This is a genomic window from Klebsiella sp. BIGb0149 (genome assembly GCF_004362605.1).
In the GTDB taxonomy this organism is placed as follows: domain Bacteria; phylum Pseudomonadota; class Gammaproteobacteria; order Enterobacterales; family Enterobacteriaceae; genus Klebsiella; species Klebsiella terrigena.
In genome coordinates this window covers 170339-187288 of record NZ_SNYG01000003.1, presented here as the reverse complement: position 1 = coordinate 187288, position 16950 = coordinate 170339, and the positions used below count along the sequence as shown (strand labels likewise).

The window sequence follows — 16950 nt, the reverse complement described above, 5'->3', positions numbered from 1 at the left end:
CACGCGGGGAGGTTTTGGCGGCATTGAAGCCGCCAGGGATTATTAGTGTTTTTGCCACTGCTGGTATTCACGCTTGAGCCGCTGTGGTGCAGTTTCTGGCATCATAAGTAAGCCAATTATTGAGATAACACCCAAAACAATGACATAGGTTGCAAGTCCGTAATAATGGCCACCTGTAACTTGCAGTATCTTCACCGCCACCAGGCCAAGGATCCCGCTACCAATAAGAGATCCCATCTGCCAAATCAATGCAATACCGCTACAACGAATATGGGTCGGGAACAGTTCAGGGAAATATGATGCCTGTGGGGCATAACACATACTGTGCCCTACGCTCAGAACCAAAATCATCACTAACTGCGTAAGCCAGAAACTATCCTGATTAATAGCAAGGAAGAATGGAACAATCATAATAACTTGAATCAACGCTCCAATAATATAAACTGGTTTGCGCCCGATTTTATCACATAGCGATCCCATCAGCGGTATTGCAATAATTTCTATTATTACAGCAACAATCATTGCTTCCATCAAAATATTAGCATCAAGATTATTTGCCTTACCATAGGCCAAAACAATGACTGTAAACATCGCGAATGTACACGCTTCGATCAATTTTGCGCACACCCCCTTTACAACAATTCCGGGGAAATCACGAATAACTTCAACCAATGGGCGAGATTCTTCAGCCTTGGTCTCACGAATTTGAGCGAACACTGGCGATTCATCAATTTTTAAACGAATAAACAACCCTACAATAACCAGTAGCAGACTTAACAGGAACGGTATACGCCACCCGTAGTCCATCATCGCCTCTGGAGAGAGCGTGGCATTCAATAATGCAAACAGAGCTAATGGAAGCAAAAAACCAACTGGTGCACCGATTTGAACCCAACTGGAGAAGAATCCACGATGCTTTGGTTCAGAATATTCAGCTGTCATCAATACCGCACCGGCCTGCTCACCACCAACACCAAAGCCTTGTAACACACGAATAAAGATAAGCAATGCTGGAGCCCAAATACCAATTTTTTCATACGTTGGTAACAGCCCAATACAAAACGTACCTAACCCTACAATTAATATAGTAATCACCAGCGCTTTTTTACGGCCAACCTTATCGCCGATATGACCAAAAACAATCCCACCTAATGGCCGCGCTAAGAAACCAACTGCATATGTTGCAAAAGCAGCAAGAGTACTAATTAAAGGATCGTCACTTGGGAAAAATAGATGTCCAAAAAAGAGTACTGCTGCCGTTCCGTATGCAAAAAAGTCATAATATTCTGCAGCGGTCCCAATTGCAGATGCAGAGGCCACTCGGCGAATAATAGGTTTATTACCTATACCACTTTTAACTTCGACTGAACCAACCATAGGTTTTTTACCTTTTATAGGGTATTGAGTTAATCAACATCTTTCGTGCGTATACATTATGCTTACCCGTTCCCCAGGGTACCGTCTCCTCTCCGGGCAACCGGTAGACAGTCCGGATCGGACGGGTATTTTGCCCTCAGCACTCGTCAAACTTATTACTCAGCCCGGATGTCACCAGGCTGCGTATAGCCATTATCTAAGGTTTAACTACGGGGAAAAACGTCGAGCATCTGTTCGGAATAGCGCTTGTACTCCCGGAAGCCAAAGTTCAGTACCCACAGGTCAAATTAGCCTTAGGCGAAGTGCGTTCTGCGACCGGGAGGCCATGGTTAATATCAATAATCACTTTTCAGATATAAAACCAGAAAATAATAGCGCCGAACTATAGGCTGTTATTTAAATATACTGACCGGATTTCTGTTCTTCACGCAACAGGGCAGTATCAGCCGCATCGTTAGCCAGGCTCAGATCGCGGTCGCGTACTTCCGGCATCAGGGATGCGGCAAGCAGGCCGATAACCGAATAACTCACCAGCATCACCACGATGGGCAGCCACGAGTCGGTCATATTACAGAAAATACCCGCCAGCACGGGGCCGAAACCCACGGCAACCAGCCCCCCCATCTCTTTTGAGATAGCCATGCGGGTGAAGCGATTGCGCGATCCAAACAGCTCGGCCATCGTAATATTTTCCAGCGCAAACAGGCCCAGCACCGCCACGTTATGAATAACAACCAACGAGGCCATAATGGTGCTCACGCTGTGGCTTTTATCCATGATAATCGCCAGCATCGGATAGGCTAAAATAATCGCCGAGATATTGACGATAATATACGGCGTGCGCCGCCCTACTTTATCTGAAAGCCAGCCCAGCAGCGGAATAGTGATAAAACCGATCGCCGAGCTAATCATTAACGCATCTGTCGGGATTGCTTTATCAAACAGCAGGGTTTGCACCAGATAGCCCGCAAGGAAGGTTTGAATCAGCCCCGAGTTGCCCGCCTGGCCGAAGCGCAGGCCGGTTGCCAGCCAGAATGATTTACTCTTCAGCATCGCGCCAAAGCTATTCTCCTGGCTGCTGGCGGCGCTCTGCCGACTGCCGCCCTCGGCGACTTTTTCAAATACCGGGCTTTCTTTGAGGTTCAAGCGCAGCCAGATGGCGAAGATCATCACCACCACGCTGGCAAGGAACGGAACGCGCCAGCCCCACGCCACCAGCTGCTCGCGGTCGAGCAGGAAGAACATCACCGCCCAGATAGCCGTAGCGCTGAGGGTGCCGCAGTTGGTTCCCATCGCCACCAGCGAGGAGATAATCCCGCGCTTACCTTTCGGCGCATATTCTGCCAGCATCGTGCCGGCCCCGGATATTTCCGCTCCGGCGCCCAGCCCCTGAATCACGCGCAGGGTGACCAGCAGCACCGGCGCAAGGATCCCCACCTGCGCATAGGTGGGCAAAACGCCGATCAGCGTCGTACAGATGCCCATCATGGTGATGGTAATAAAAAGAACTTTCTTGCGGCCGATGCTATCGCCCATTCTGCCGAAAATAAACGCCCCGACGATGCGGGCAATATATCCGGCGCCGTAGGTCCCCATGGCTAAAATCAGCGCCATCGCCGCAGACTGTTCGGGGAAGAATATTTCATGGAATACCAGCGCGGCGCCTAAAGAGTAAAGCTGGAAATCCATAAACTCCAGCGCGGTACCTAACCAACCGGATACAGCCGCGCGGATGAGATCGGAGGTTGTTCTCTCATTCTTTACTGTCGTCATCTTTATAATCTCTAATTGTGTAGGATATAGAGTCTGGCGTTGTATTGGCTGTCAGAAGGTTAATAAAACCTTACAGCAACTCTTGCGGTCATTTTCAAACAGCTCAATTGCCTCAGCGACCTGTTGATAGTCAAAGGCATGGGTAATTAACATTTCCGGATTAATGAGCCCCTGTTCCAGCCAGCGCAAAACAATCGGGAATTTATTGGCGTTTAGCCGCGAGGAAAATATCGACAGCTCTTTACCAGTAATCCCCTGCTGCGCCACCTGTGACGGCTCGGTAGAGAATCCCATCAGGACAATTCTGGCCGCCGGTGAAGCCAGCGTTACCGCCTCCTGTAATATTGTCGGGTGGCAGGCAGCGTCGATAATCAGCGTCGGCTTCACCTCTAACACCTCGGCTAATGAGTACTCGCCGTTATTGATCGTGCGGTCGGCACCGTTGCGTTTAGCCATTTGCAGACGTTCATCGATTCGGTCAACCACAATCACCTGGCCGACTTTGTACACCTGCTTAAGAACCTGGATGGTGGTTAAGCCCATCGGGCCGGCGCCGTAAACCAGCGCCACGTCCTGCTCGGTCGGCGTCACCTGCCCGGTCACGTTGGCGGCGATAGTGAAGGGTTCAACCATCACCGCATGCCGGTCCGGAACGCTGTCCGGCACCCGCCAGGCGTTTTTCGCCGGCACCACCGCATACTCGCTGAAGCCGCCGTCCCGGTGCACGCCGATAACCACCAACGAGGTGCAGACGTTCGGTTTGCCGACCGAGCAGGGATAGCAGCGTCCGCAGCTGATAACCGGATCCACGCACACCCGCTGACCTATGGCTTTATCCGTCACATCGGCGCCAACGGCATCGATAGTGCCGAAAAACTCATGGCCGATAACGCGCGGGTATTTTGCAAACGGGTTGTGTCCGCGATAGATATGGCTATCCGAACCACATATTCCCGCCAGCTGCACCTTGACCCGAACTTCCCCCGCGGCAGGCTCCGGCAGCGCGCGCTCTTCAATCACCAGCTCATTGGGCTGGCGGATAACGATACTTTTCATTTTGTTCTCCTTACCAGTTCCACAAGGTGCCATCTTCTAACCGCGCCACCGGCAGGCAGGCCGGGTCGTAGGGATATTTCGCCGCCAGCTTCTCGTCAAACTCAATGCCCAGCCCCGGCTTTTCGCCAGGGTGCATATAGCCGTTATCGAACGTCCAGCTATGCGGGAAAACGTCGAGCATCTGCTCGGAGTAGCCCATGTACTCCTGGACACCGAAGTTCGGCACCCACAGATCAAAGTGTAGCGCCGCCGCCATGCAGACCGGCGACAGGTCGGACGGGCCGTGCGAGCCGGTGCGCACCTGATAAAGCGAGGCAAAATCGGCGATACGGCGCATGCCGGTGATCCCGCCGGCGTGGGTCACGGTGGTGCGGATATAGTCAATCAGCTGCTCCTCTATCAGCTGCTTGCAGTCCCAGATGCTGTTAAAGACTTCCCCGACCGCAATGGGGGTCACGGTGTGCTGGCGGATCAGGCGGAAGCACTCCTGATTTTCTGCCGGAGTCGGGTCCTCCATCCAGAACAGACGATACTCCTCGATGCTCTTGCCAAAGCGCGCGGCCTCGATCGGCGTCAGGCGATGGTGCATGTCATGTAGCAGGTGTTCATTGAAGCCAAATCTTTCGCGCACGGCGGCGAACAGCTGCGGGGTAAAATTAAGATACTTCTCCGTCGACCACAGCTGCTCTTCCGGCCACAGGCCCTTGGTCGCCGGCTCATAGGCCTGCCCTTTGCCTTTTGCCATCCCGTAGGTGGTCTTCATCCCCGGAATGCCGCACTGCACGCGGATGGCCTTAAAGCCCATCTCTTTGTGGCGAGCGTAGTCATCCAGCACTTCGTCAATGGAGTGGCCCGTGGTGTGGCAGTAAACCATCACCCCGTCACGGGATGCTCCGCCCAGCAGCTGATACAGCGGCATACCCGCCGCCTTCGCTTTAATATCCCACAGGGCCATATCGACGGCGGAGATAGCCGACATGGTCACCGGCCCGCGGCGCCAGTAGGCTCCCTTGTAGAAGAACTGCCAGATATCTTCGATACGCTGCGCATCGCGGCCGATAAGCTGCGGGCAGAGGTGATCCTGCAGGTACGATGCGACGGACAGCTCGCGACCGTTTAAGGTGGCATCCCCCAGCCCGACGATGCCGTCATCGGTGGTGATTTTTAGGGTGACAAAGTTACGTCCGGGACAGGTGACGAAAACTTCAGCGGCAACGATCTTCATCTTTTTCTATTCCTTACATCTCTGCGGTTAGTGAATAAAATTAAATCACCAGACCTACTACCATACAAGTATAATGATCGAAAAAGATGCCATTGGTCACATTAATGTCCGGGCCCGACGCGCGGCCGCTGGCTGAAGAAAAGCGATAAACAGAGGTGAAAACAGGCGCGATGCCGCGTGGCCGACGCATCCTCTGCCCCGCGCTGCGCCCGTAAGATTAGCTAGGCGCGGCCCCAGCCGGCGACGATAATGAGCATCCCGCACAGCGCAATAACCGCGCCGGCCCAGTCGTAGTGGCTGAGCTTAACGCCGTCAACAAAGCGCAGCCACAGCAGCGCGGTGCAGACGTAGACTCCGCCGTAGGCGGCGTAAACGCGCCCGCTCGCCGCCGGGTGCAGGGTCAGCAGCCAGACGAACATCGCCAGCGCGAGTACGGCGGGCAGCAGCAGCAGCGGCGTGGCGCCCCGCTTTAGCCAGAGCCAGGGTAAATAGCAGCCGAGGATTTCGCACAGGGCGGTGGCAAAAAAGAGCAGCGTGGTTTTGAGCATTAAAGATACGTAAATAGCGCAGAGAGTGGCGGCATTCTACGCGATAATTGCCGCGCTCCCACTTCCTTTTGCCGGGTATGCCGTAGAAAAGAGATGTAGTAAACTCATATTAAGGGCTATCCCTTTTTATCACTCAAAGGAAACCGTGATGAAAATGACACTGAACAAACGCTGGTGCCTGACCGCCATGCTGGCGCTAAGCGCCGCGGCCTTCACCGCCTCGTCTTTTGCTAAAACCGACACGCTGGTGATTGAATCCGGCGATAGCGCGCAGAGCCGCCAGCACGCCGCCATGGAAAAAGAGCAGTGGAACGATACCCGCTCTTTACGCCATAAGGTCAACACCCGCACCGAGAAAGAATGGGATAAGGCCGACGTCGCTTTTGATGCCCAGGATAACTGCCAGAAAAGCGCGAACGTCAACGCGTACTGGGAGCCGAACACCCTGCGCTGCCTCGATCGCCGCACCGGCCGCGCGGTAGCACCGTAACCCGTCACGCATGGCGCCTGCGGGCGCCATAATTCATTATTATCGCCAGCATTGCTGCACAGGAACTCCCATGACTGACGCTCATACCGTCAAGCTGCGCCCGCTAGAGCGCGAAGATCTCCGTTTTGTTCACCAGCTCGATAACAACGCCAGCGTCATGCGCTACTGGTTTGAAGAGCCGTATGAGGCCTTTGTCGAGCTCTCGGACCTCTATGACAAGCATATTCACGATCAGAGCGAGCGCCGGTTTGTGATTGAGTGCGACGGGGAAAAAGCCGGTCTGGTCGAGCTGGTTGAGATTAACCACGTCCACCGCCGCGCCGAGTTTCAGATTATTATCTCCCCGGACTATCAGGGGCGAGGTCTCGCGACCCGCGCCGCTAAGCTGGCGATGGACTATGGCTTCACCGTACTCAACCTCTATAAGCTGTACCTCATCGTCGACAGCGAAAATGAAAAAGCGATCCACATCTACCGCAAGCTTGGGTTTATGGTGGAGGGCGAGCTCATTCACGAGTTTTTCATTAACGGCGAATACCGCAATACTATTCGGATGTGCCTGTTCCAGCATCAGTACCTTAGCGAACACCGCCCACAGGGCCCGACGCTGCTGAAGCCAACGGCTCAGTAGTATTCGATGCTATTTTTGATGGTGTAGCGGCGGGTTAACGGCGGCTGCACGCTTTCATCGATAACCTGCAGCTCGCACTTCACCGGGTTGTCGTGACTGTCGTAGTCGCAGGTCTGCCGCACGCTGCCTAGCTCGCGATCGTTAAAGGTGCTCACCGCCGTGTAGTCCAGTTTTCTACGCGGATCGGCCGCCGGCGTTGAGACCACCGTAAAGCGTTCGTCTTTGGCGGTGGTGGTTTTGCCTAGCGGATAGCCTTCGTCATCATAGCGGTAGCTGGCCGTGGTCTCTTTGCCGCGGGCGGTCACCACAAAGCCGTTATCATCCGTTTCCCAGCTCACTCCCGCCGACGGCATTTCGGCAAGCTGACACTTTCCCTGCAGGCGCAGGCGCTTTTCACGCGTTTGCGCATCGAGATAGTAGTTCGCGTCGAGCAGCAGCGTGGCGCCGGTGTTATTTTCGCGATCCTGGAAAGCCAGCAGATCGAAGCAGCCCTCGCTGGATAATCGCCCGCTGACCTGTTTCACCACTTCATCATGCTCATCGAGCAGCGTCTGGCTGAAATCTTTCACCGGGCCACGCAGCGGGTCAAATTCAAACTCGTTGGAGAAACTCGCCATTTCTGGCGTAAAGGCCTGCGGCGTGGATTGATTATCGCAGGCGCTTAGCGCCATGGTCGCTAAAACCAGTAAAAACAGTTTATTCACGGCCGATTCCTTCTGTGAACCTATGCAATCATATTAGCAAATACAATTGTTTACACCAGTTCTGCTATGCTTAAATCTGGATGACGTCAATAAGGAGTTTATGATGAAAATATCCCCCTTGCTATGCGCGGCTCTGCTGCTAGGTTCGGCATCAGCGCTTGCCGCACCGGATTCCTGCGAACGGGTAAAAAACGATATTCAGCAGAAAATTATCAATAACGGCGTGCCGGCGACGGGCTTTAGCCTGAGTATCGTCCCCAGCGACCAGCCTGACCAGCCCGGCGCCCAGGTTGTCGGACACTGCGCCAACGACACCTTTAAAATCACCTATACCCGCAGCGCCGGCACCGACAGCGAAGCGCAGTAACCCCGCCCCGGCTTCAAGTGAAGGATATTATCCCTGGGTTGACCGGGGATAATATTCATCTACCTCTATATAAGTATTATGACTCTCCCATCCGCTCGAATGCAGAACCCGGCGGAATGTCATCATAATAACAATCAGGGAGTGAGTAATGTCTTATCCGGAATATGACGGCGGCCTCAGCCGTCGCGCGCTAATTAAATCCTCAGCGATCGGTTCACTGGCGTTAGCGGCCGGCGCAGTGTCGCTGCCGTTTAGCCTGCGCGGCGCGGCGGCGGCCGTTCAGCAGGCCACCCAGGGCGAAGAACGGGTGGTGTGGGGAGCCTGCTCGGTTAACTGCGGCAGCCGCTGCGCCCTGCGTCTGCACGTGCGCGACGACGAAGTGGTGTGGGTTGAGACCGATAACACCGGGCAGGATATTTATGGCGATCATCAGGTGCGTGCCTGTCTGCGCGGCCGCTCTATCCGCCGGCGGATCAACCATCCTGACCGCCTGAACTATCCGATGAAACGAGTCGGTAAGCGCGGCGAAGGAAAGTTTGCCCGCATCAGCTGGGACGAAGCGCTGGACACCCTGGCGAGCAGCCTGCAGCGGATCGTTAAAGAGTACGGTAACGAAGCGGTTTACATCAACTACTCCTCCGGGATCGTCGGCGGCAACATGACCCGCTCGTCGCCCTCCGCTTCCCCGGTAACCCGCCTGATGAACTGCTACGGCGGCTCTTTAAACCAGTACGGAACCTACAGCACCGCCCAAATTGCCTGCGCCATGCCCTACACCTACGGCAGCAACGAGGGCAACAGCACCTCCGACATCGAAAACAGCAGGCTGGTGGTGATGTTCGGCAATAACCCGGCGGAAACCCGCATGAGCGGCGGCGGGATAACCTATTATCTCGAACAGGCTCGCGAGCGCTCCAACGCCAGAATGATCGTTATCGATCCGCGCTATACCGACACCGCCGCCGGCCGCGAAGACGAGTGGATCCCCATTCGCCCCGGCACCGACGCGGCGCTGGTGGCCGGCATCGCCTGGGTGCTGATAACGGAAAACCTTGTCGACCAGTCGTTCCTTGATACCTATTGCGTAGGCTACGACGAAAAAACGCTGCCCGCAGGCGCGCCGGCAAACAGCCATTATAAGGCCTGGATCCTTGGCGAAGGAGATGATGGAACCGCTAAAACGCCGCAGTGGGCGTCGCGGATTTGCGGCATTCCGGTCGACCGCATCGTCAAGCTGGCGCGAGAGATCGGCAGCACCAGGCCGGCCTGTATTTGTCAGGGCTGGGGGCCGCAGCGCCAGGCCAACGGCGAGCTGGCCGCCAGGGCCATCGCCATGCTGCCGATTCTGACCGGCAACGTCGGGATTAGCGGCGGCAACAGCGGCGCGCGCGAATCAACCTATACCATCACCATCGAGCGGCTGCCGGTGCTGACTAACCCGGTGAAAACCGCCATCTCCTGCTTTAGCTGGACCGACGCCATCGCGCGCGGGCCGGAAATGACCGCCCTGCGCGACGGCGTACGCGGCAAGGATAAGCTGGACGTACCGATCAAGTTCCTGTGGAACTACGCCGGGAATACCATTATCAATCAGCATTCTGACATCAACCGGACCCACGAAATCCTGCAGGACGACAGCAGGTGCGAAACCATCGTGGTGATCGATAACTTTATGACCTCATCGGCTAAATATGCCGACATCCTGCTTCCGGACCTGATGACCGTCGAGCAGGAGGATATTATCCCCAACGACTACGCCGGCAATATGGGCTACCTGATCTTTATTCAGCCCGCCACCTCGCCGAAGTTTGAGCGCAAACCGATCTACTGGATCCTCAGCGAAGTGGCAAAGCGCCTCGGCGATGAGGTCCTGCAAAAGTTTACCGAAGGACGCACTCAGGAGCAGTGGCTGCAGCATCTTTACGCCCTGATGCTGGCGAAAGACCCCGCGCTGCCCGGCTACGACGAACTCAAAGCAATGGGGATCTATAAGCGTAAGGATCCCGCGGGCCATTTTGTCGCCTATCGCGACTTCCGCCGCGACCCGCTCGCCAATCCGCTCAAAACGCCCTCCGGTAAAATTGAAATCTACTCCAGCCGGCTGGCCGATATCGCCGCCAGCTGGCAGCTGGCGCCGGATGACACCATCAGCCCGCTGCCGGTGTACGCCTCCACCTTCGAAGGCTGGGACGACCCGCTGCGCAGCCAGTTTCCGCTGCAGCTTTTTGGCTTCCACTATAAAGCGCGTACCCACTCGAGCTACGGTAACGTCGATATTCTGCAGGCCGCCTGCCGCCAGGAGGTGTGGATTAACCCGCTGGACGCCGAGCGGCGCGGGATTAAAAACGGCGATATGGTGCGCGTCTTTAACCAGCGCGGCGAGCTGCGCATTCCGGCAAAAGTGACGCCGCGCATTATGCCCGGCGTCTCGGCGATGGGCCAGGGTGCGTGGCATGACGCCAATATGGACGGGGATCGTGTCGACCGCGGCGCCTGCATTAATACGCTGACCACCCATCGTCCGTCGCCGCTGGCGAAAGGCAATCCTCAGCACACCAACCTGGTTGAAATTGCCAAAGCCTAAGGAGAACGAGCATGGGAAACGGATGGCATGAATGGCCGCTGGTGCTGTTTACGGTGCTGGGCCAGTGCGCGGCGGGAGCGCTCGTCGTCAGCGGCCTGGGCTGGCTGTCGCTGAAAAATAACTCCGAGGCCCGGCAGCGTCTGGTGCGCAGCATGATCGCTATCTGGCTGATGCTGGGGGTCGGCTTTCTCGCCTCCACGCTGCACCTCGGTTCACCGCTGCGGGCGTTCAATTCGCTCAATCGCCTCGGCGAGTCGGCGCTGAGTAACGAAATCGCCAGCGGCATCATCTTCTTTGCCGTCGGCGGCCTGTGGTGGCTACTGGCAGTCACCAGCAAAATGCCCGCCGCGCTGAGCGCGCCGTGGCTGGCCGCGAGCATGCTGCTGGGGGGCGTTTTTGTCTTTGCGATGACCCGGGTTTACCAGATTGATACCGTCCCGACATGGTATAATGGCTATACCACCTGCGCCTTTTTTCTGACCATGCTGCTGAGCGGGCCGCTGTTTGCCGCACTGCTGCTGCGCGCCGCCAACGTGTCGTTTAACGGCAGCGTCTTCGCCTCGCTGAGCGTTCTGGCGCTGCTGGCCAGCATTGCCATCGTCGTGCTGCAGGGTTTTGGCCTCGGCGATATTCACAGCTCGGTGCAGCGCGCCGGCGCGTTGGTTCCGGGATACGGGTTCTGGCAAACCTGGCGCATCGCGCTGCTGGCCCTTGGTCTCGGCTGCTGGCTGTGCCCGCTTATTCGCGGCATCCGCCCGCGTACCGGCGGGTTATGCCTCGGGCTGTTGCTGGTACTGGCCGGAGAACTGATTGGCCGCGGCCTGTTTTATGGCCTGCATATGACCGTCGGCACGGCAGTTGCCGGTTAATTTTTCGCGCGCGAACAGCCGCGCCGCAGTAAGGAATATAAGCATGATGCAACCCCCATTCCGCGACGCCGTCGCGCTGAGCGCCCGCACCCTCGGCGCGCTATTTTCGTTTGCCCCACAAAGCGAGCAGGCCGCCCCGCTGGTCAGCGCCCTTCGCGACGGAAGCTGGCAGGCCCAGTGGCCCTTTGCGGTGCCCGCCGAGGTGGTTGCCCGCTTCGCCGAGCACAACGACGAGCCGCTGGCCGAGGCGTGGCAGCGCCTGTTTATCGGCCCCTGGGCCCTGCCGGCGCCACCGTGGGGCTCCGTCTGGCTGGATAAAGAGAACGTCCTGTTCGGCGATTCGACGCTGGAACTCAGGGAGTGGATGCGGCAGAACGGCATCGCCCGCGCCGCGCAGAACAACGAGCCGGAAGATAGCTTTGGCACCCTGCTGCTGCTGGCCGCCTGGCTATGCGAGTCCGGGCAGGATGAGGCCTTTTCGCAGCTGCTGGCCCGGCATCTGCTCCCCTGGTCGGGCCGCTTCCTGGCGGTTTTCGTTAGCGAAGCCGGGCATCCGTTCTACCAGGCCCTGGGTCAGCTAAGCCAGGCCACGCTGGCGGAGTGGCAACACGCGCTGACTCTTGCCGTCGCCGAAAAGCCGCTCTATCGCTAGCCTCACCGCCATATCGAGGGACTCGGGATGGCCAGCCGATGAGTGACAACGTCACATAAGATGTCTTTCGTTCCTCCTTTTGCGCCGCTGCGCGGCGGCAAAGGAGGCACTTATCGCTTTTGCTTATAACGTTATTCCCCTGCACAATAAGGCACTCATTCCCGCAACGCGTAATGTCCGATGCATCGTTTGCCTGCTTATCCTGATATTCAGGTCATGTTTCGCCGCCTGCTGGTCGCCACGCTGATCGGTATTCTGGCGGCGCTCGCCGTAGCGCTCTTTCATGCCGCAATGGGGCTGCTGGAGGCGCTGCTCCTCAGCAATCGGAGCGGAAGCCTGGTCAACGCCGCCGAATCGCTGCCGTGGTGGCGACGGCTGCTGACGCCGGCGGCCGGCGGATTTGCCGCCGGCACCCTGCTCTGGCTCTGGCAGCGCCGCACTCGCCAGCGTCCGCATGCGCCGACCGATTATATGGAGGCGCTGGAAACCGGCGACGGCCGCTTCGATACGCCGGCCAGCCTGATAAAATCCTGCGCCTCTCTGCTGGTGGTGACCACCGGCAGCGCCATTGGCCGCGAGGGGGCGATGATCCTGCTGGCGGCGCTGGCGGCCTCGCAGTTCGCCCGGCGCTTTACGCCAAAGGAGGAGTGGAAATTATGGGTTGCCTGCGGCGCCGCCGCCGGGATGGCCAGCGCCTATCACGCTCCCCTCGCCGGAAGCCTGTTCATTGCCGAGATTCTGTTCGGTACGCTGATGCTGGCCTCGCTCGGCCCGGTGGTTATTTCAGCGGTTGTTGCGCTGCTGGTCAGCCATCTGCTCAACGGCAGCCAGCAGCCCCTCTACCAGGTGACGCTCAGCCTTACCCTCACCGCCGTTCACTACGGGCTGATGCTGGCGACCGGACTGCTGGCCGGGCTCTGCGGGCCGCTCTTCGTCTGGCTGATGGGCTGGAGCCACCGCGGCTTTCTGCGCCTGCGCCTCTCGCCGCCCTGGCAGCTGGCGCTCGGCGGCGTCATCGTCGGCCTGCTGTCGCTGCTGACGCCGGCGGTGTGGGGCAACGGCTACAGCACGGTGCAGAGCTATCTCCAGTCGCCGCCGCTGCTGGGGGCAATCGCCGTGGTATTCGCCTGTAAACTGCTTGCGGTACTGGCCAGCAGCGGCTCAGGCGCGCCCGGCGGCGTGTTTACGCCGACGCTGTTTGTCGGGCTGGCAATGGGCATGCTGTTCGCCAGCTTCACCGGCCTGTGGCTGCACGGTTCGGAGGTGGCGATTATGCTGGGTCTGGCCGGAATGGCGACGTTGCTGGCGGCAACAACGCACGCGCCAATTATGTCGACCCTGATGATTTGTGAAATGACCGGGCAATATGCGCTACTGCCCGGCTTACTGATTGCCAGCGTGCTGGCATCGGTGCTATCCCGAACGCTACGCCAGGACTCGATCTACCGCCATCACCTCACCTAGCCGCGCCAGGTCAATATACTGGCTCAGCTCGCGCTGTTCGGCGCGCGGCAGATAGGGCAGTTCGCCGATCAGCGGACCCGGCAGCTTTTTGCTTAGGACGTCGATGATTTCAGCGTAGTGCGCCAGCCCCGGGTTAATGCGGTTGGCGACCCAGCCGATAAGCGGCAGGCCGTCATTGGCGATGGCCTGCGCGGTCAGCAGGGCGTGGTTGATACAGCCCTCCTGAATGCCCACCACCATCAGCACCGGCAGCTGCTCCTGCACCACCCATTCGGAAAGCGGACGCAGATCGTTCATCAGGCTACGCCAGCCGCCGGTTCCCTCAACCACCACGTGGTCGACCTGGCCGCTCAGGCGCTGCAGTCCGTCCGTCAGCAGCCCGTAGTTGATGGGGCCGCTGTGCGCCACGCTGCTTTCATCTTCGCTTAACGCTATGGGATTGACAGCATCATAGGGTAACGCCAGCGTCGACACGCTTTGTAAAATCAGCGCGTCTTTGTTACGCAACCCGTCCGGCGTCTCTTTGCTGCCCTTCGCCACAGGCTTGTATCCGGCGACGCTTTTGCCCTCAGCGGCCAGTGCCTGCAGCAGCGCACGCGAAACCACCGTCTTCCCGACGGCGGTGTCAGTACCTGTTATAAAGAAACGCTTAAACATCACTAACCCCACAGTTATGTTGATGAAATATATACCCGTCATGCTTCAGGCGGCATAGCGGTTAGCGCTCCTCGCTCACCCTGAACGCTTAGCGAAGTAAGGCGTCGGGATTCCCTGCGTAGCGGCCTTCCGGCTGCGCGAATCGTGCGGATATATACAGAAAATGGATAGAAAACTGTGGGAAAAGTCTACGCGAAGCCGGCGAATGCCAGCTTGAGATAGCGCAATTTTTAGTGTGACTATGAAAAAATGTTAACCCTGTAACAGTCGTATCAGCAGCGATCCGTTATAGAGGGCATCTTTGACCAGCGCGGCACCGGCCATGGTTCCGCGGTTGGAGAACTGGGTGCTTTCGACGGTAATGTGTCGGCTATAGGCCGGCAGCGACTGTTGACGAATGCAGTCAGAAATAGCCGGAAACAGGATATCCGCCGCGAGGCTAAACGGAGAGCCGATAAGAATTTTTTGCGGATTGAAGAGGTTAACCATGATTGCCAGAATTCGCCCAACGTGCTGGCCGACGCCGCTGATAATATCGCGAGCCAGCAAATCACCCTGCAGCGCCGCCTGACAGAGCCACTCCACGCTCAGCGGCTGCTGGTGCAGCATTGAGCTCATTGATTTGGTCATCCTTACCTGCGCGAGTTCCAGCACGCTCTCGACGCTGGCAATGGTTTCCAGACAGCCGTGGTTGCCGCAGTAGCAGCGCTTGCCGTAAGGGTCGACCTGAGTATGGCCGATCTCCACCAGGCTGCTGCTCCCGGCGTGCAGCAGGCGGCCGTCGGTAATCACCCCGGCGCCGACGTTATGGTCAATCACCACCTGAATCACGTCCCTCGCCCCCCTGGAGGCGCCAAACAGCGACTCCGCCATGGTCCAGGCGCTGATATCGTGCTGAATATAAACCGAAACTCCGGTATGGTTGGCCAGCACTTCGCCGAGCGGCAGATCCTTCACGTCGTCATAGAACGGCATCCGATGGATGATGCCATTTTCGGTATCAATAATTCCCGGCATGGTCACGGCGATTGCCGTCAGGCGTTCCAGCTTCTTTTGATGGCGAATAAAAAAGCGGTCGATATGCTCAACGACCCGGCTCAGGAAAGGCTGTTCATGCTGCAGCGCCAGCTCGAGCTGCTCTTCGACCACCAGCTTGCTGCTTAAGTCGCGCAGCGCGAGGTGAATCTCTCCCCGGCTGATGCGCACGGAAAGATAGTGCCAGGCCTCGGTTTCCACCATCAGGCCCACCGCCGGACGCCCGCGGCTGCCCGGATCCTGGATTTCAGTCTCCTGCACCAGATGCGCTTCCAGCATCTCGCGGACAATTTTGGTGATGCTGGCCGGCGCCAGCTGGGCAAAACGGGAGAGGTCGATGCGCGATACCGGGCCAAGCTGATCGATCAGGCGATACACTGCTCCTGCATTGGTCTGCTTTATTTGATCGATATGGCCAGGCTGACTATCCGCTACCACCGTTGACTCCCTTTATTTTCGCGCTTCGAAATAAACTTTCAGCTATGGTGAAGCACTTCGACGGTGCACGTCAAATTTTTGCTTAGCCTTGTGATTTACCGCACAATTTTGAGCTAATTTTGTCCTAATTGTGCATCAAAGCGGCGTGAAGAAGCTGCTCCCGGAAGCGCTGCGCCGCCTGCCCCTGCTCGCGGTGCTTCGACCAGACCAGCCACATTTCGGAAACGGCGTCCTGCTCGACGATCGGCAGCCAGCGCATCTCATTGAGCTGAACCCGCTTAAATGAGGCAGGCAGAATGGACACGCCAAGCCCGGACGACACCAGACCGATAATCGTCATTGCCTCGCCGACCTCCTGAGCAATCGTCGGCGTGAGGCCGTAGCGGCGCATCAGGCCGAGAATATCGTCGTACAGCCCGGTACCCACGTGCGGGTCAAAAAAGACGAACGGCTGACGCGCCAGCTCCGCCAGGCTGACCGCATCCTGGCGCGCCAGGGGATGATCGCTGGGCACCATTGCCAGCAGCGGTTCGCGCAGAATGCACTGCCACACCAGCGTTTCCGGCAGCCGGGTGTTGCGCATCAGCCCGAGGTCTAACGCCCCTTCGTTAAGCGGCACAATTTGTTCCCGGGTATTGGTTTCCCGGGTCTGGATATGCACGTCCGGATAGCGGCGGCGAAAGGTCGACAGGGTATCGGAGACGGCCTTAATAAACGGCGCCGAAGAGGTAAAGCCGATATGCAGTTCGCCGGTTTCGCCATGGTGCAGGCGCCCCGCCCGGGCGGCGGCATCCTCAACCTGGGTGAGAATTTGGCGGCTATCGGCAAGAAACTGCTTTCCCGCCGCCGTCAGGCTGACGCTGCGGTTGGTGCGGGCAAACAGCCGGGCGCCGATCTGCTGCTCGAGGATCTGAATCTGCTGGCTCAGCGGCGGCTGGGAGATATTCAGCCGCGCCGCCGCGTGGCCAAAATGGAGCTCTTCGGCGACGGCAATAAAGTAGCGCAGGTGGCGCAGCTCGATATTCATATTTAAAACGTCTTATTTGAGATTATTAATATATTAGACAGAATATTTACATT

The 16950-nt window shown here is 57.5% G+C and carries 16 protein-coding genes and 1 pseudogene; 7 read left to right on the top strand and 10 right to left on the bottom strand.

The window, feature by feature from the left end:
- Nucleotides 1–42 precede the first annotated feature (42 nt).
- From EDF75_RS12650 to EDF75_RS12625, 6 genes and pseudogenes are all read right to left on the bottom strand, one after another.
- On the bottom strand, nucleotides 43–1377 hold the full coding sequence (locus tag EDF75_RS12650; RefSeq protein ID WP_133599641.1) for an MFS transporter: 1335 nt from the start codon (nucleotides 1375–1377) through the stop codon (nucleotides 43–45).
- Nucleotides 1378–1439: 62 nt separating this feature from the next.
- Nucleotides 1440–1664, bottom strand: a pseudogene (locus EDF75_RS27345) (bifunctional D-altronate/D-mannonate dehydratase); the annotation flags it as partial.
- Between the two features lie 109 nt (nucleotides 1665–1773).
- The gene (locus tag EDF75_RS12640) at nucleotides 1774–3150 is read right to left on the bottom strand and encodes an MFS transporter (RefSeq protein WP_133599640.1); all 1377 of its coding nucleotides are present in this window, start codon (nucleotides 3148–3150) and stop codon (nucleotides 1774–1776) included.
- Between the two features lie 51 nt (nucleotides 3151–3201).
- The gene (locus tag EDF75_RS12635) at nucleotides 3202–4206 is read right to left on the bottom strand and encodes a Zn-dependent oxidoreductase (protein ID WP_133599639.1); all 1005 of its coding nucleotides are present in this window, start codon (nucleotides 4204–4206) and stop codon (nucleotides 3202–3204) included.
- Nucleotides 4207–4216: 10 nt separating this feature from the next.
- Nucleotides 4217–5431: a D-mannonate dehydratase ManD gene (gene manD, locus EDF75_RS12630; protein ID WP_133599638.1), complete on the bottom strand. Its 1215-nt coding sequence runs from the start codon at nucleotides 5429–5431 to the stop codon at nucleotides 4217–4219.
- Between the two features lie 221 nt (nucleotides 5432–5652).
- Nucleotides 5653–5979: a YnfA family protein gene (locus EDF75_RS12625; RefSeq protein WP_133599637.1), complete on the bottom strand. Its 327-nt coding sequence runs from the start codon at nucleotides 5977–5979 to the stop codon at nucleotides 5653–5655.
- Between the two features lie 148 nt (nucleotides 5980–6127).
- On the opposite strand from EDF75_RS12625, the gene EDF75_RS12620 reads away from it, so the two are divergent.
- Both EDF75_RS12620 and speG read left to right on the top strand, forming a co-directional pair.
- Nucleotides 6128–6469, top strand: coding sequence for a DUF1283 family protein (locus tag EDF75_RS12620; RefSeq protein WP_133599636.1), 342 nt, complete (start codon nucleotides 6128–6130; stop codon nucleotides 6467–6469).
- Nucleotides 6470–6539: 70 nt separating this feature from the next.
- Complete coding sequence (gene speG, locus EDF75_RS12615; RefSeq protein ID WP_041145744.1) at nucleotides 6540–7100, top strand: spermidine N1-acetyltransferase; 561 nt, start codon at nucleotides 6540–6542, stop codon at nucleotides 7098–7100.
- Here speG and EDF75_RS12610 read toward each other — a convergent pair.
- Nucleotides 7094–7771, bottom strand: coding sequence for a YnfC family lipoprotein (locus EDF75_RS12610; protein ID WP_249792210.1), 678 nt, complete (start codon nucleotides 7769–7771; stop codon nucleotides 7094–7096). The genes speG and EDF75_RS12610 overlap by 7 nt on opposite strands.
- Before the next feature lie 136 nt (nucleotides 7772–7907).
- Here EDF75_RS12610 and EDF75_RS12605 point away from each other — a divergent pair, with 136 nt between their 5' ends.
- From EDF75_RS12605 to clcB, 5 genes are all read left to right on the top strand, one after another.
- Nucleotides 7908–8171, top strand: coding sequence for a DUF1161 domain-containing protein (locus EDF75_RS12605; RefSeq protein ID WP_133599634.1), 264 nt, complete (start codon nucleotides 7908–7910; stop codon nucleotides 8169–8171).
- A 148-nt stretch (nucleotides 8172–8319) separates the two neighbouring features.
- Nucleotides 8320–10755, top strand: coding sequence for a selenate/tellurate reductase subunit YnfE (gene ynfE, locus EDF75_RS12600; RefSeq protein WP_133599633.1), 2436 nt, complete (start codon nucleotides 8320–8322; stop codon nucleotides 10753–10755).
- 11 nt (nucleotides 10756–10766) lie between these two features.
- Nucleotides 10767–11624 carry a DmsC/YnfH family molybdoenzyme membrane anchor subunit gene (locus EDF75_RS12595; protein ID WP_133599632.1) on the top strand — a complete coding sequence of 286 codons (858 nt, stop codon included), beginning with the start codon at nucleotides 10767–10769 and terminating at the stop codon, nucleotides 11622–11624.
- 43 nt (nucleotides 11625–11667) lie between these two features.
- Nucleotides 11668–12276 carry a Tat proofreading chaperone DmsD gene (gene dmsD / locus EDF75_RS12590; RefSeq protein ID WP_133599631.1) on the top strand — a complete coding sequence of 203 codons (609 nt, stop codon included), beginning with the start codon at nucleotides 11668–11670 and terminating at the stop codon, nucleotides 12274–12276.
- A gap of 180 nt (nucleotides 12277–12456) precedes the next feature.
- Nucleotides 12457–13740 carry a voltage-gated ClC-type chloride channel ClcB gene (clcB, locus tag EDF75_RS12585; RefSeq protein WP_133599630.1) on the top strand — a complete coding sequence of 428 codons (1284 nt, stop codon included), beginning with the start codon at nucleotides 12457–12459 and terminating at the stop codon, nucleotides 13738–13740.
- On the opposite strand, the gene bioD is transcribed toward clcB, so the two are convergent.
- From bioD to EDF75_RS12570, 3 genes are all read right to left on the bottom strand, one after another.
- Nucleotides 13702–14397, bottom strand: coding sequence for a dethiobiotin synthase (gene bioD / locus EDF75_RS12580; protein WP_076946855.1), 696 nt, complete (start codon nucleotides 14395–14397; stop codon nucleotides 13702–13704). The genes clcB and bioD overlap by 39 nt on opposite strands.
- 252 nt (nucleotides 14398–14649) lie before the next feature.
- On the bottom strand, nucleotides 14650–15870 hold the full coding sequence (mlc, locus tag EDF75_RS12575; RefSeq protein ID WP_045858401.1) for a sugar metabolism global transcriptional regulator Mlc: 1221 nt from the start codon (nucleotides 15868–15870) through the stop codon (nucleotides 14650–14652).
- 124 nt (nucleotides 15871–15994) lie between these two features.
- A complete protein-coding gene (locus EDF75_RS12570; protein ID WP_041145753.1) occupies nucleotides 15995–16897 on the bottom strand; it encodes a LysR family transcriptional regulator in 903 nt (300 codons plus the stop codon).
- Nucleotides 16898–16950 lie beyond the last annotated feature (53 nt).